General features: G+C 58.0%; 18 protein-coding genes. 12 read left to right on the top strand and 6 right to left on the bottom strand.

Features of this window, described 5'->3' with window-relative positions; genetic code table 11:
* Both ACR0BZ_RS05785 and ACR0BZ_RS05780 read right to left on the bottom strand, forming a co-directional pair.
* A complete protein-coding gene (locus ACR0BZ_RS05785; RefSeq protein ID WP_480919686.1) occupies positions 1–777 on the bottom strand; it encodes an extensin-like domain-containing protein in 777 nt (258 codons plus the stop codon).
* A gap of 90 nt (positions 778–867) precedes the next feature.
* Positions 868–1,287, bottom strand: a complete 420-nt coding sequence (locus tag ACR0BZ_RS05780) for a cupin domain-containing protein (RefSeq protein ID WP_480564409.1) — start codon at positions 1,285–1,287, stop codon at positions 868–870.
* An 85-nt stretch (positions 1,288–1,372) separates the two neighbouring features.
* On the opposite strand from ACR0BZ_RS05780, the gene ACR0BZ_RS05775 reads away from it, so the two are divergent.
* The 7 genes from ACR0BZ_RS05775 to ACR0BZ_RS05745 all read left to right on the top strand — a co-directional run bounded on the left by ACR0BZ_RS05775 (position 1,373) and on the right by ACR0BZ_RS05745 (position 7,610).
* Positions 1,373–2,791 carry a protein adenylyltransferase SelO gene (locus ACR0BZ_RS05775; protein ID WP_480919685.1) on the top strand — a complete coding sequence of 473 codons (1,419 nt, stop codon included), beginning with the start codon at positions 1,373–1,375 and terminating at the stop codon, positions 2,789–2,791.
* Between the two features lie 296 nt (positions 2,792–3,087).
* The gene (locus ACR0BZ_RS05770; RefSeq protein ID WP_480919756.1) at positions 3,088–3,792 is read left to right on the top strand and encodes an endonuclease/exonuclease/phosphatase family protein; all 705 of its coding nucleotides are present in this window, start codon (positions 3,088–3,090) and stop codon (positions 3,790–3,792) included.
* A gap of 83 nt (positions 3,793–3,875) precedes the next feature.
* Entirely contained in the window at positions 3,876–4,289 is a 414-nt protein-coding gene (locus tag ACR0BZ_RS05765) for a Fur family transcriptional regulator (RefSeq protein WP_209503686.1), read from the top strand.
* Between the two features lie 135 nt (positions 4,290–4,424).
* Positions 4,425–5,303, top strand: coding sequence for a DMT family transporter (locus ACR0BZ_RS05760; RefSeq protein ID WP_267364551.1), 879 nt, complete (start codon positions 4,425–4,427; stop codon positions 5,301–5,303).
* Between the two features lie 136 nt (positions 5,304–5,439).
* Entirely contained in the window at positions 5,440–6,717 is a 1,278-nt protein-coding gene (gene eno, locus ACR0BZ_RS05755; protein WP_480830670.1) for a phosphopyruvate hydratase, read from the top strand.
* Positions 6,718–6,765: 48 nt separating this feature from the next.
* A complete protein-coding gene (locus tag ACR0BZ_RS05750) occupies positions 6,766–7,305 on the top strand; it encodes a GNAT family N-acetyltransferase (RefSeq protein WP_480919684.1) in 540 nt (179 codons plus the stop codon).
* Between the two features lie 140 nt (positions 7,306–7,445).
* A complete protein-coding gene (locus tag ACR0BZ_RS05745) occupies positions 7,446–7,610 on the top strand; it encodes a hypothetical protein (protein ID WP_480919683.1) in 165 nt (54 codons plus the stop codon).
* On the opposite strand, the gene ACR0BZ_RS05740 is transcribed toward ACR0BZ_RS05745, so the two are convergent.
* Genes ACR0BZ_RS05740 through mazG form a run of 3 tightly spaced genes read right to left on the bottom strand, consistent with a single transcriptional unit; the run spans position 7,607 to position 9,915 of the window.
* Entirely contained in the window at positions 7,607–8,056 is a 450-nt protein-coding gene (locus ACR0BZ_RS05740; RefSeq protein WP_267364554.1) for a GNAT family N-acetyltransferase, read from the bottom strand. The two genes, ACR0BZ_RS05745 and ACR0BZ_RS05740, sit on opposite strands and share 4 nt — an antisense overlap.
* Complete coding sequence (locus tag ACR0BZ_RS05735) at positions 8,053–8,994, bottom strand: nucleoside hydrolase (RefSeq protein WP_480919682.1); 942 nt, start codon at positions 8,992–8,994, stop codon at positions 8,053–8,055. Before ACR0BZ_RS05735 ends, ACR0BZ_RS05740 begins: the two co-directional genes overlap by 4 nt.
* A gap of 54 nt (positions 8,995–9,048) precedes the next feature.
* Positions 9,049–9,915 carry a nucleoside triphosphate pyrophosphohydrolase gene (gene mazG / locus ACR0BZ_RS05730; RefSeq protein ID WP_480919755.1) on the bottom strand — a complete coding sequence of 289 codons (867 nt, stop codon included), beginning with the start codon at positions 9,913–9,915 and terminating at the stop codon, positions 9,049–9,051.
* 66 nt (positions 9,916–9,981) lie between these two features.
* On the opposite strand from mazG, the gene ACR0BZ_RS05725 reads away from it, so the two are divergent.
* From ACR0BZ_RS05725 to ACR0BZ_RS05705, 5 genes are all read left to right on the top strand, one after another.
* The gene (locus tag ACR0BZ_RS05725) at positions 9,982–11,145 is read left to right on the top strand and encodes a M20 aminoacylase family protein (protein WP_480564418.1); all 1,164 of its coding nucleotides are present in this window, start codon (positions 9,982–9,984) and stop codon (positions 11,143–11,145) included.
* 30 nt (positions 11,146–11,175) lie between these two features.
* A complete protein-coding gene (speB, locus tag ACR0BZ_RS05720) occupies positions 11,176–12,150 on the top strand; it encodes an agmatinase (protein ID WP_480480570.1) in 975 nt (324 codons plus the stop codon).
* An 89-nt stretch (positions 12,151–12,239) separates the two neighbouring features.
* The gene (gene speB / locus ACR0BZ_RS05715) at positions 12,240–13,187 is read left to right on the top strand and encodes an agmatinase (protein WP_480919681.1); all 948 of its coding nucleotides are present in this window, start codon (positions 12,240–12,242) and stop codon (positions 13,185–13,187) included.
* 66 nt (positions 13,188–13,253) lie between these two features.
* Entirely contained in the window at positions 13,254–13,658 is a 405-nt protein-coding gene (locus ACR0BZ_RS05710) for a DUF1499 domain-containing protein (RefSeq protein ID WP_480919680.1), read from the top strand.
* Positions 13,659–13,693: 35 nt separating this feature from the next.
* Positions 13,694–14,047 carry a DUF6404 family protein gene (locus ACR0BZ_RS05705; RefSeq protein ID WP_480919679.1) on the top strand — a complete coding sequence of 118 codons (354 nt, stop codon included), beginning with the start codon at positions 13,694–13,696 and terminating at the stop codon, positions 14,045–14,047.
* A gap of 3 nt (positions 14,048–14,050) precedes the next feature.
* Here the strand turns inward: ACR0BZ_RS05705 and ACR0BZ_RS05700 are convergent, their stop codons facing one another.
* Positions 14,051–14,341, bottom strand: coding sequence for a hypothetical protein (locus ACR0BZ_RS05700; protein WP_480919678.1), 291 nt, complete (start codon positions 14,339–14,341; stop codon positions 14,051–14,053).
* Positions 14,342–14,370: the final 29 nt, after the last annotated feature.

The raw sequence follows: 14,370 nt of genomic DNA, 5'->3' as shown, positions 1-14,370 counted from the left end.
TTATCGACACACAGGCTTGCCACTGCGTCGGGCTGTGTCGAAGTGAAAATGCCCTTTGTGATACCGGTCAGCGTCAGGACCAAGAACAGTCCCGAACAGGCCACAGGCTCCGCTGTGCAACTCTCGTAACACGGTGCTTTGATCGGTGTCGCTCCATCCGTCCTGAACGGTGATCTGCGTTCCGTCCTGCAACACGAAGGTCGAGATATCGATGGCCCGACCCCGCGCATGTTCGGAAATGCGCGCATAGGGCTGGTTGTTCTGCGTCTTGCAGGCATAGTGGCCAACAACGCGCATCCCCTTGAGCCCACCACCCAGATCAGCGAAGACGGGTTTGGCGACGTTTTCGATCCACGTTTTCAGCGTGACAGCTGTCTGACAGTCCATCAGCGAAAACTGGCTGAGCGCAATGTCCGAAATTCTGTAAATCCGGACCGGGTTGGCGATGCCGCAACCCAGCGCTTTTCCAGCCAAAGACGCGCGGGTTTCGCCCAGAATGGTCCAGTCACCACAGACCGCGCCGCGGTCGCGCATACGCTGACGACCCACTTCAAACTGGCGGAACTTGCAAGGGCGCAGCGCAGGGCGTTTCGAGATCAGCACCGCAGGTTCAACAGTCGCTGCAGGTTCGATGTGTTCGGTTGCGACTTCCTCCTCCAGATCGGGTAGTGCCAATTCGGATGAAAGGGGGGATTCTGCGCAGGCGGTCTCGGCGTTTGCAAGACCGGTGCTTGCGAACAGAAGCAGAAGGACCAGAAAGATGTGTTTCGCAATCACCCGATGCTCCGATACCTGCGGTAGCGTTTACAGAATGATAAATGTGTAACTTTCTGTAAACTCACCTTTTCAGAGCATCCCCAGACCAGCCTATCCCCGAGGGATATCAAACCCAGGTTCTGCCAGTTGGAACCCATCGAATTGAAATCCGGGAGACACTGTACAACTGACCAGCGTGTAATCACCGGTGCTGCGCGCGGCCTGCCAATGGCCGGTGGGAACAATCAGTTGCGGTGCGCCCCGAGACAAATCGAGTGACAGCACATGGTCAACCGCCGGGCCCTTGTCTGTTGCGCTCAAGGACAGGATTAATGGCGCGCCCGCGTGGTAGAGCCAGATCTCGGTCGCGTCGACCCGGTGCCAGTGGCTGCTTTCCCCCGCCTGCAGCAAGAAGTAGATACAGGTGCCGGTCGGGCGGCCCTTGTTCTCGGCGCGCCAGGTTTCCGCGTACCAGCCGCCCTCGGGGTGAGGTTGCAGGTTCAGGCGGTCGATGATCTCTTGTGCGGTCATGTGGCCCCCGTGTGTTTGGCGCAATTATGCACGGCAAGGTGTGATCCGCTATGGTATTCGTGCGCACGGGGAATATGTATGCCGCATGACACTGACCATTCCATTCGATAACTCATATGCCCGCCTGCCGGACGCGTTTTTTGCGCGACAGGAACCTGCGCCTGTACGCGCGCCCAAGTTGATCGCGTTCAATGATGATCTGGCACGGCTGTTGCAGGTCCATCCGGGCGACGTGCAAGAGATGGCGGAAGCCTTTGCAGGTAATCACATCCCCGATGGTGCGGACCCCATCGCGCAGCTTTATTCCGGGCATCAGTTTGGCCAGTACAACCCGCAGCTTGGGGACGGGCGCGCGGTGCTGTTGGGTGAAACTGTCGGAACGGATGGCGTGCGGCGGGATGTTCAGCTGAAAGGCTCGGGCCCGACGCCGTTTTCGCGTCGGGGCGACGGCAGGGCTTGGCTGGGTCCGGTTCTGCGCGAATACGTGGTGTCCGAGGCGATGCACGCGCTGGGCATCCCCACAACACGCGCACTGGCGGCGGTAGAGACCGGTGAAACCGTGTTCCGGGAAGGCCCGATGCCTGGTGCGGTGCTCACCCGGGTTGCAACCAGCCATTTGCGGGTAGGCACCTTTCAGGTCTTTGCTGCGCGGGGGCAGTTGGACAATCTGCGGCGTCTGACGGACTATGCCATCGCGCGCCACTATCCCGCAGCCCAAGGTCCAATGGGCCTGCTGCGGGCCGTTCGGGATGCGCAGGCCCGCCTGATCGCGCAGTGGATGGGCGTGGGCTTTATCCATGGGGTCATGAACACCGACAATTGCTCGATCGCGGGTGAGACCATCGATTATGGCCCCTGTGCCTTCATGGACGTTTATCACCCCAATACGGTCTACAGCTCGATAGATCGGATGGGCCGTTATGCCTATTCCAACCAGCCAGATATTGCTGTCTGGAATCTTGCGCAGCTGGCAACCTCTTTGATCCAGCAGATGGACAACAAGGACGCTGCTGTTGAGGAGGCGACCGAGATCGTGCATGCCATGCCGGACCTGCTGCAACAGAACTGGTTGGTTCGGTTCCGGGCAAAGGTCGGACTGACGACCTCTGAAGAAGGCGATCAGGCGCTGATCACCGATCTGCTAAAACGCATGGCCAAGGGGCAGGCTGATTTCACCAACACCTTCCGTGCGCTGGGCAAAGATACCGCGCGCGACCAGTTTATCGACCCGCAGGCCTTTGACAGCTGGGCAGAGGGCTGGCGTGCGCGTTTGGCGCGTGAGGCGTCACCGCATGACGCGATGACCGCAGCGAACCCGGCCTATATTCCGCGCAATCACCGTGTCGAGCAGATGATCCAATCAGCGGTGGCGGGGGATTACCAGCCGTTCCATCGGCTGAACGCCGTCCTCGCGCGGCCTTACGACGATCAGGCAGATGCGGAGGATCTGAAACGGCCCCCGGCTGATAACGAGGTCGTGCACGCCACGTTCTGTGGTACGTGACGGTCAAACATCTTTGGTAGTCGCTCGGTGCGGTATGGTTTCACCGGGAGGGGCGAATTGTTTTGTCCGGTTTAAATCGGTGTTGGATGCGCTGAAACTGCGGCACTTCCGTCCTGCCGCACCCGAATGAATTGAGGGGAAACCCATTTGTTTCCGGCCGCGTCACGTGCCGGGTTTTTAAGCGATATACCATGCAAAGGCGACTTCCCCGGTTGCCGTTGCTGCGAAGTGAAACTGAAGGGTTGCGTCCGGCGGCAGGCGTGTCACTTTGGGTCAAGCCCACTGGTCAGATCTATATGCAGTCATCTTCCACCCTTCGCATTGCCAGCTATAACATTCAGAAATGCCTCGGGCTGGATTTCCGGCGCCAGCCGCAGCGCATTTTGCAGGTCATCGAACATATGCAGGCCGATATCGTTGTGTTGCAGGAGGCCGACAAACGTTTGCCGCCGCGCCCGGCGGCCCTGCCGCATTTCATGCTGGATGAAGCCGGGTGGCAGATCGTCGATCTGGGCGGTGCCGGCAGTCTGGGTTGGCATGGCAACGCGGTGATCTGGCGTGGCCAGCACCTTTCGGTCCGGCGGACCGGACATCACGAATTGCCCGGGCTTGAACCGCGCGGGGCGGTCCGTGTCGAATTTGATACTCATATCGGGCCGTTGCGGGTGATGGGAATGCATCTGGGCCTGTTGCCTGCATCGCGACGTCAGCAGATCTCGCATATCAGGCGGTTTGATAAAGAGCTGGAGCAGATGCCGACTGTCTGGGCGGGGGATTTCAACGAATGGTCCCGACAGCCGATTCTGGATCACCTGGCACCCGAAATGCGTTTCCTGCCCCCCAAGCCAAGTTTTCCCGCCGCGCAGCCGCTGGGCGCGCTGGATCGGATCGCGCTGGGCGCGGGCGTCAGGGCCACTGCGCATGGTGTCCATGACGCGCGCCCCGCACATATCGCATCGGATCATTTGCCGGTTTGGGCTGATTTGGCGCGCGTGGCTTAACTTCAACGGAAAAGAAGAAATCCCTGTGGCGCAAAGTGCGCAGACATACTAAGACAGACACCCGAGCAATTCTGAGGGGCATCATGTCGGAAACGATTATTGGACGTTGTGAGGCCAAGGGTCTGCGCATGACCGGTCAAAGAAGGATCATCGCGCAGGTATTGGAACAAAGCGACGACCATCCGGATGTCGAAGAACTGTACGCGCGTGCTTCTGCCATCGACACAGGCATCTCGATTGCGACGGTGTATCGTACGGTCAAACTGTTCGAAGAGGCCGGTATTCTGGAGCGTCTGGAGTTCGGCGATGGGCGGGCCCGTTATGAGGATGCCGAGCGTGATCACCACGATCACCTGATCGACATGCAGTCGGGCGAGGTCATCGAATTTGTCGATCCCGAAATCGAAGCCCTGCAGGAAAAGATCGCCGCCAAGCTTGGGTACAAGCTGAAAGGGCATCGGCTTGAGCTGTACGGCGTACCGCTCAAGCAGGAGTGATCCATCACAAATCGCGAACGGCCCCAACACGTTAATTCATTGAACGTGTCGGGAAATGGCTTGCCAGACGTCGCTGGTTGCGGTTCATGTGCCCGGACACTGCACCCCAAGTACCCTTTTCCTGTGGACGCGCGCATGAATAACGTAAACGGCATCCTTTTGCTGATCGGCTCGATGGCGGCCTTTTCGCTTGAGGATATGTTCATCAAGTTCCTGTCGGGCGCTGTGCCGACCGGTCAGATCATGGTGTGTCTGGGTGTGTTCTGCGGGCTTGTCTTTGCGGTGATGTCGGTGGTCACCCGCAAACGCATCTTCGATCCCGTGGCGTGGAAACTGCTGCCGATGCTGCGCGCAGGGACAGAAGGATTCGGTGCCGTGACCTTTGTCACCGCGCTGTCGCTGATCGATCTGTCCACTGTCGCCGCCGTGTTTCAGGCCATGCCGCTTGCCGTGACCATGGGCGCGGCCCTGTTTCTGGGAGAGCAGGTCGGCTGGCGCCGCTGGAGTGCCATTGGCGTCGGCTTTGTCGGTGTTCTGATGATCATTCGCCCCGGATTGGAAGGGTTTCAGCCAGATTCACTGTTTGTCGTTCTGACCGTGTTTGCGATTGCGGCGCGTGATCTGATAACCCGCAAGCTGGATGTTCGGGTGGCTTCATCCGTTGTGGCGATGCAGGCGTATATCGCAGTGGCGCTGGCGGGGTTGCTGTTGATGGTTGTTTCAGGAACACCCTTCGTGCCGGTACAAAGCGGCCAGGCAGGTCCGTATCTGGGGGCGATCGGTTTTGGTGTTCTAGGGTATTACGGCATCGTCACGGCCATGCGGGTTGGCGAGGCTTCGGCCATGATGCCATTCCGTTACACGCGTCTGGTGTTTTCGATCCTTGCCGGAATGCTGATGTTCGGTGAACGCCCTGACGCGCTGACAATGGCAGGGGCGAGCCTCATCATCGGATCTGGCCTGTATACCTTTATCCGCGAGCGACGTTTGGCGCGCAATCTGGTCCCGGCGTGAACCTGTTGGCGCAAACAGCAAACTGTTAGCCCTAAAGGTCGGTAAATATGCGTGTTAGCGATAACGGAACCGGTTTACTTTTGGCCGGTTGCTGCTATGACGCGTGCAACCGACTGCAGCCATAGGGACAGACCTCATGAGCACCATTATTGACATCCACGCGCGCGAAATTCTGGACAGCCGGGGCAACCCGACGGTCGAGGTCGACGTGATTCTGGAAGACGGCACCATGGGCCGCGCCGCCGTACCGTCCGGTGCGTCCACCGGTGCACATGAAGCCGTTGAAAAACGCGACGGCGACAAATCCCGCTATATGGGCAAAGGGGTTCTGGAAGCCGTGGCCGCCGTGAATGGTGAGATCGCCGAGGAACTGGTGGGCTTTGACGCGACAGAACAAGTGGCCATCGATCAGGCGATGATTGAACTGGACGGAACCAATAACAAAGGCCGTCTGGGTGCCAACGCCATTCTGGGCGTCTCGTTGGCCACTGCAAAGGCGGCAGCCGATTTCACCACGCAGCCCCTTTATCGCTATGTCGGCGGCACCTCGGCCCGCGTGCTGCCGGTGCCGATGATGAATATCATTAATGGCGGCGAACACGCTGACAACCCGATCGACATTCAGGAATTCATGATCATGCCAACCTCGGCCGCGAATATTCGCGAGGCGGTGCGCATGGGGTCCGAAGTGTTCCACACCCTGAAGAAAGAGCTGTCGGCTGCCGGTCTGGCCACCGGTGTCGGTGACGAGGGCGGTTTTGCCCCGAACATCGCCAGCACCCGCGAGGCGCTGGATTTCATCCTGAAATCCATTGAAAAGGCGGGCTACAAACCGGGTGAAGAAATCCACCTGGCTTTGGATTGCGCGGCGACCGAGTATTACAAGGACGGCAAATACGTTCTGGCGGGCGAGGGGATCACCCTGACGTCCGAGGAAAACGCAGCCTATCTGGCGGCGCTGGTCAATGACTATCCGATCATCTCGATCGAAGACGGCATGTCCGAGGATGACTGGGACGGCTGGAAAGCCCTGACCGACGCCATCGGCGACAAGGTGCAGCTGGTGGGCGACGACCTGTTTGTGACTAATCCAGCGCGCTTGGCCGAAGGCATCAAGCGCGGCTGCGCGAACTCGATGCTGGTCAAGGTGAACCAGATCGGATCGCTGACTGAAACCCTGCGCGCCGTCGATATGGCGCACCGTGCGCGTTACACAAACGTGATGTCGCACCGTTCGGGCGAGACCGAGGATGCCACCATTGCTGATCTGGCGGTGGCGACCAATTGCGGTCAGATCAAAACTGGCTCGCTGGCGCGGTCGGACCGGTTGGCCAAATACAACCAGTTGATCCGCATCGAGGAATCACTGGGCGAGGTTGCGGAATACGCGGGCGCGTCGATCCTTCGCAAATAACGCGCGTGGTGCTAGGCTGGCCCCTGGGTTTAATCCGGGGGTCGCATTGTGCTGAACATCATCGAACCGGAAACGCCGGACCAGTTTGAAGCGGTTCGGCGTTTGTGTTGGGATTACAGGGATTTCCTGCTGGCACTGGATGAAAGAACCGCCCAAATCGTTCAGACCTTCTATCCAAGCGAAAAATACACCCGTGTAATGGACAACATCGACGCGGAACACACGCCGCCGAACGGTGGGATCAAACTGGCATTGCTGCATGGGGAACCGGTCGGCTGTGGCATGTTTCACACCAACGAGCCTGGTGTGGCTGAAATCAAACGCGTATTTGTAACTGACGCAGCAAGAGGGACCGGCGCAGGCTGTGCCATCATGCTTTCGCTGATCGAAATGTGTCGAGATCTTGGGTTCGACTATATTCGAATGGACACCGGCAAACCCCTGGAAGCGGCGACTCGGTTATACCTGTCTTTGGGCTTTCACCTGCGCGACGCCTATTACCAAACTCCTGAAATCGCACGCGACCACCTGCTTTTTTTCGAGATGCCGCTATTTGAGAAAGACACACACGGGCCTGAGAAAAGTTAAAGTTTTCAGGGATATATCCGTCTGTTTTGGAGGTGTTTGACAATAAAAAGATGGCTTATCTATTCTTATGTGTGAACTTGTTACTTATCACGTCCACACCGAATGCCGTAGTTTGTCTTCATTGCAGAAAGGAGACTACGATGTCTGTATCCAAATTCCTTCTGATAATCGCCACAGCGTCCATCACAGTATTGTCCGCCTGCGCGGGTCCAGGAACGTATCCGATAACCGGAGAACAGGTTTCGTCGACTGACCCGGTTCAGGACATGAATCCGGCAAATATCTTCCGCGGCGAGTCGCGCTAAAGTACCTTGCTCATCAGCATATACCTGTCACGTTGTCTGAACCCGGTGCGCAGATAGAGCTTTTGGGCAGTTTCATTGTTTCGGTCGACTTCCAGATGAAGAGCCATCAGGCCTGCCCCGGCAAGAGCTTTGGGCAGGTCCAAAAGAACCTCGGTGGCAATGCCGCGGCCCCGAACGGCGGGGCGTATATAGATCTCGTCCACGAAACCGTCCATGCCGCCGAACTCGACTGACCAGCCAAAGGTCAGGATGATATATCCCAAAGGCGCGCGCCCGGGCCCGATCAGATAGACACAGCCATGAGGGATTCCATCCAGCATGGGGGCGAGGGCATTGCGTGTCTTGTCCGCGTCCTGTGTCAGCCCGGCCTCTGTATGAAAGGCGGTGACCAGCGTCATAAGGCGATCCAGATCTTCGGGGCGCGCAAGGCGGAGGGCGGCGCTCATAATCTGGCCAGCCTTTCTGTCAGCAAGGTGAAAAAGCCGTCAGCGTCGATTTCCCCCATGAACAACGCATTTGGTGCGCGGTTGGTGACACCCCACCAATCCGCAACGGTCATGCCCAGGGTCAGGTCGGACCCTGTTTCAATCACGACATTCACGTGGCGACCCGAAAACAGCTCGGGGCGGATCAGATAGGCAGTGACGCAAGGGTCGTGCAGGGGGGCGCCTGCGCTGCCGTATTTCTCTTTATCGAAGCGTTCAAAGAAATCCGTCATCTCGGCCACGGCATGTCCAACCTTGCTGTCCAATGCGCGGAACGCGTCGTTTCGTGATTTGGTCACCAGCGCTTTGTGTGTGACATCCAATGGCATGACAACGATTGGCCTTCCGGATTTAAAAACGATATCAGCAGCTTCTGGGTCGACATAGATGTTGAATTCAGCGGTGGGGGTGATGTTACCAACTTCGAAATATGCCCCGCCCATCAAGACGATTTCCTGCACGCGGTCGATAATATCTGGGGCTTTGCGAAATGCAGTCGCGATGTTTGTCAGCGGCCCCAGTGGACACAGGGTCACCGTCCCAGATTCTTCAGCGCGCAGGGTGTCGATGATGAAGTCCACAGCGTGACCTTCAGCCAAGGGCATCTGCGGATCCGGCAGGACCGGGCCATCCAGCCCGGTTTTTCCGTGCACATGTTCTGCGGTTACAAGCGGGCGGTTCAGCGGTTTGTCGCAGCCCGCATAAACCGGCACATCCGTACGTCCGGCCAATTCACAAACGATTCGGGCGTTCTTGGCCGTGAGGGCGAGCGGGACGTTGCCCGCGACGGCCGTAATACCCAGAACCTCGATCTCGTCCGGGCTGGCCAGCGCCAGCAGGATGGCGACGGCGTCATCCTGTCCGGGATCGGTGTCGATGATGATCTTGCGAGGGGGCATGGGCGTCTCCGGGGGTCGTGAAGGTGGGACACTCGCAAGTGTCGGATCGCTTGTCTACCCGTTTCTGGTCGCCGCCAGTGCATCCACCGGCGGGAGTTTGCCATTGGCGCGATGCTCTTCCGTTTTGACCTCGTCCCACAGCGCATCCATCTCGGCCAGATCGCTTTGCGTGGGGGTCTTGCCCCGTTCGGCCAGCCGGGCTTCGACCTTTTCAAAGCGACGGGTGAACTTGGCATTGGTGCGACGCAGGGCGGCTTCGGGTTCGATGCCAAGATGACGGCCCAGATTGACCATCACGAACAGCAGATCGCCGAACTCGTCTTCCAGCGCGTCGGTATCCATTTTGTCGCGCGCCTCTTCCAGTTCGGCGGCTTCTTCGGTGATCTTGGCCAGCACATGGCTGGCGTCAGGCCAGTCGAACCCCACCCGAGCGGCACGTTTTTGCAGCTTATGCGCGCGCAACAGGGCGGGCAGGTTTGCGGCCACACCGTCCAGTGCACCTTTTTGTTCTTTGCCCGCCCGCTCGGCGGCTTTGATGGCTTCCCAATCTTTGGTTTGCTGGTCGGCCGACTTGTCGCGGGATTCATCGCCAAACACATGCGGATGGCGGCTGACCATCTTGTCGGACATGGTGCGCACCACGTCCTGAAAGGTGAAATGTCCTGCTTCTTCTGCCATTTGGGCGTGAAACACGGATTGGAACAGCAAATCCCCCAGCTCTCCCTTAAGCTCGTCATAGGCTTCGCGTTCGATGGCGTCAGCGACCTCATAGGCCTCTTCGATCGTATAGGGGGCGATGGTCGCGAAATCCTGTTCGATATCCCACGGGCAGCCGGATTGCGGATCGCGCAGGCGGCGCATGATTTCCAGCAGCCGTTCGATACCTGCATTGCTGTCATGGATCAGAGGATTTTCAGCCATTGCGAACCCTTTCATTCCGGTGTCAGATGCATCCATTCCGCAGTCCCGATCAGGAGTCCACCCCAGATGCCCGTCGTCAACCGAATTGCCGATTTCTCTGCCGACATGACCAGATGGCGCCAGTATCTGCATACCATCCCCGAGTTGGAATTCGAATGCCATGAAACGGCAGCCTTTGTGGCCGAACGTCTGCGTGAGTTCGGGGTTGATGAGTTGCATGAGGGGATCGCAAAGACCGGGATGGTCGCGATCATCAACGGGCAGGGCGACGGGCCGACGATTGGCTTGCGCGCCGATATGGATGCGTTGCCAATTACCGAGGAAACGGGCGTTGACTATGCCTCTCAGAACCCCGGAAAGATGCATGCCTGCGGCCATGACGGGCATACTACCATGCTACTGGGCGCGGCACGTTATCTGGCCGAGACGCGAAATTTCAGCGGTCGCGTGGCGCTGATCTTTCAACCCGCCGAGGAAGATGGCGGTGGTGCTGGTGTGATGGTCGAAGAAGGCATCATGGACCGGTTCGACATCTCGCAGGTCTATGCGCTGCACAACGCGCCGGGATTTGCCGTAGGGACATTCTATACCACGCCGGGGCCGATCATGGCGGCTGTCGATACGTTCGAAGTGCATATTCAGGGTGTCGGCGGCCACGGTGCCATGCCGCATGAAACCCGTGATCCGGTTATGGCGGCCTGTGGGATTGCGCAGGCCATTCAGACCATTGTCAGCCGCAACCATTATGCGCTGGATGATCTTGTCGTTTCGGTCACGCAAATCCACACCGGCACGGTCAACAACGTTATCCCGGATACGGCCTATATCAACGGTACCGTTCGAACGTTCGATCCGAACGTCCAGCAGATGGTGATGCGGCGCATGGCCGAGATTGTCGAAGGACAAGCCAAATCCTATGGGGTCGAGGCGCGATTGGAATACAATGTCGATTACCCAGCCACCATCAATGATGCCGAAAAGGCGGGCTTTGCGACCGAGGTGGCGCGTGAAATATCCGGTGACGACCGCGTCACCGGCAATACCGGGCGCGAGATGGGGGCCGAGGATTTCTCGTACATGCTGCAAAAGCGCCCCGGTGCTTATTTGTTCCTAGGGCAGGGCGAAGGCGCAGGGCTGCATCATCCGAAATACAACTTTAACGACGAAATCGCACCGGTGGGCGCGTCGTTTTTCGCGCGGATCGTGGAAAAAGCGCAGCCGTTGAGCTGATAAAGGTTCGGGAAAGGGACTACAGAAGACATGGCACTGGAAGACGCAAGAAACCAGGTGGATGAGGCATTCACCAATCCGGACCTCAAGGGGTTGTCTTATGAAAATACGTTCGGCGGGGCGACGTCTTTTCTGCGGCGGCTTTACACCAAGAACCTGAAGGGAGTGGACATCGCCGTTACTGGCGTGCCGTTTGATCAAGCGGTTACAAACCGGCCCGGCACGCGCCTTGGCCCTCGGGCGATCCGTGAGGCCAGCGCGCTTCAGTCGCCCGATGCGCCTTATGGCTGGCCCTTTGATGCGCTGAGTGAACTGGCGATCGTGGATTATGGCGATATGGCTTATGATTACGCCAATATCCCGGCCTTTCCTGACACGCTGACCGACCACATCCGAACCATTCTGGCTGCTGATGTGGCGTCGGTTGCGCTGGGTGGCGATCACTATATCAGTTTTCCGATCCTCAAGGCCTATGCCGAGAAATTCGGGCCAATGTCCCTGCTGCAGTTCGATGCGCATACCGACACATGGGCCGACGACGACATGTCCCGCGTGGATCACGGGACAATGTTCTACAAGGCTGTAAAGTCGGGCATTGTCGATCCGAAACGCTCGGTCCAGGTGGGTATTCGCACGACGAACGAGGATACGCTGGGCGTGAACATCATTGATGCGCGCGAGGTTTATGAATCGGGGCCAGCTGCAGTGGCAGAGAAGATCAAGAACATTCTTGGTGACAGCCCCGTTTACCTCAGCTTTGACATCGACGGTCTTGACCCGGCTTTTGCCCCTGGTACGGGCACGCCAGTCTGGGGTGGGTTAAGCTCGATTCAGGCGCAAATCATCCTGCGCGACATTGCCGGGATCAATATCAAGGGCGGGGACGTTGTCGAAGTATCGCCGCCCTTTGACACCTCAGGTGCGACAGCGATTGCTGGGGCCCATGTGGCGACGCAGATCATTTGCCTGTTGGGGTGGAACAAGCTGGATAAAGCAGATGGGTAAACCCGCAAGGGTTCACGTTAACCAACAGTTAGCCATGCTTAAGGTATGTGCTGGATCAAGTGACGAACAGGGACGGGACCATTACGCACATGACCGAATTCAACCAACCACTTAGCGGGAATGATCTGGCCCGGTTTTCCGGGCCGAACACATTCATGCGCCTGCCGCAGGCCACCTCGCTTGAGGGGTTGGATGTGGCGGTGTTGGGGGTGCCGATGGATATTGGCACGTCGTGGCGGTCGGGCACGCGCTTTGGCCCCAAGCAGATCCGCGGCGAAAGCGCGATGATCCGACCCTATAACATGGCCACCAGAGCGGCCCCGTTCGACAGCTTGCAGATAGCCGATATTGGGGATCTGGCGATCAACACCTTCTCGCTTGCAGACAGCCTCAGGATCATCAAGGAAAGCTATGACGCCATTTTGGCGAAAGGCGTGATCCCTGTGGCGATGGGGGGCGATCATTCGATCACCCTGCCGATCCTGCGAGCCATCAAGGCCAAACACGGTCCCGTGGCGTTGGTGCATGTGGACGCCCATGCCGATGTGAATGACGAGATGTTCGGTGAACGCGAAACCCACGGCACCGTTTTCCGCCGCGCCTATGAAGAGGGGTTGATTGTTCCCGACAAGACGTTCCAGATCGGCATTCGGGGCTCGGGTTATGCAGCCTCGGATTTTACCGAAGCCAAGGATTGGGGCTTCCGCCAGTTCCCCGCATGGGAGCTGTGGCAGCAGAATCTGACCCAGATCGGATCGCAGGTTCGCAAGATCATTGGGGACCACCCGGTTTACATCTCCTATGACATCGACAGCCTAGATCCCGCATACGCTCCGGGCACCGGCACGCCGGAAATCGCTGGTCTGACGACACCGCAAGCGCTGCAACTGATCCATGCACTGCATGGGGTAAACGTAGTGGGATGCGATCTGGTCGAGGTCTCACCTCCTTATGATCCATCGGGCAACACTGCACTGACAGCAGCCAACCTGATCTATGAGATGCTGTGTATCCTGCCGGGTGTGACGTCGCGGTAAGACGCGGTGGAATGTCTTGCCGCCGGTTTTGTTCCGCTTAGGGTTCACCAAAAAGGATAGAGCGGGATGAGAAGGATGGCTTTGTGGGCGGTGGTTGCGCTTGTGGTTGGGGCGGGCGCCTATGTCCGGCTGGCACCGTCAGACCCTGCGCGGTGGCACGTCGCTTTGGTTTCGACCGAAAGCCAGAACTTGCCCGGTGGTGTGTTGCGCGTTGTTGAAACCGGCCCCGACGGGTTGCAGCGTCTTGATGAGATTGCCCAAACCACGCCGCGCACTACGGTATTGGCCGGCTCGGTCAGCGAGGGCATGATCACCTATATCACCCGCACGAAATGGATCGGCTTTCCCGACTACACCACGGCTCAGCAGGACGGAGACACCCTGCGCATTCACGGCCGCTTGCGGTTTGGTCGTAAGGATTTCGGGGTGAACAGGGCGCGAGTCGATGGGTGGTTGGCGGCACTTCAATAGATTGAAACCAAGGGGAAAGTTCCTAGATTGGACGTATGAGTGACTATGAGAAAAAGTTCCATAATGCATTGGCTGAAATTGAGCAGGCCGGTGTTAAGCAGCACATAAGAATTGAGTCTGAGCTTGAACGATTGAAAGCCCTTGGCTTTGAACCAAGACCCTTTCTGTATTGGGCATCGCCATTAACCAATGTTGCTGTGTTTGTCTTGGTGACCTTGATAGTTGCTTCGTTTCAGGCCGGGGTAACTGTCATTCTTGGTGAGAACTTTTGCCTTCCCAATATATTTGGCCCCGCAGTGTTGGCCGCCGTACCACTTACTTTGCTAACAGTCGCACTAAGACTGTTCCAACGCAGGGCATACAATTTGAGCAAGTGGGAAGACTTGTAGCGCTCAGAGAGCGTTGTCACCATCTGGTGGTGTATCCAAATTTGGCCAGTCCGAGTGTAATCCAGACGACAAACACCCTTCCTGAACCTCGCGCCACATAGGAACGTTCAGGGACATCTGGCATTGCGCGGTGAACATGCGTCCGTCGACCTGAAGGCAGATCATCTCACCCAGTTCGATGCGAGACCCGGATGTGTCGGTGCAATAGCAATCCCGCGTCTTGCCGTCAGGGCCGATGTAATCGGCGAGGGCAGGCGTGGTTGTCAGCAGCAGAGTAAGAAAAAACCGTTTCATGGCCGCGAGCTTAGCATGACGTTGCCCTT

The organism is Ruegeria sp. P8 (assembly GCF_056534665.1).
Note: the sequence above shows the minus strand (reverse complement) of the source record. Positions and strands in the feature narration are given on the sequence as shown.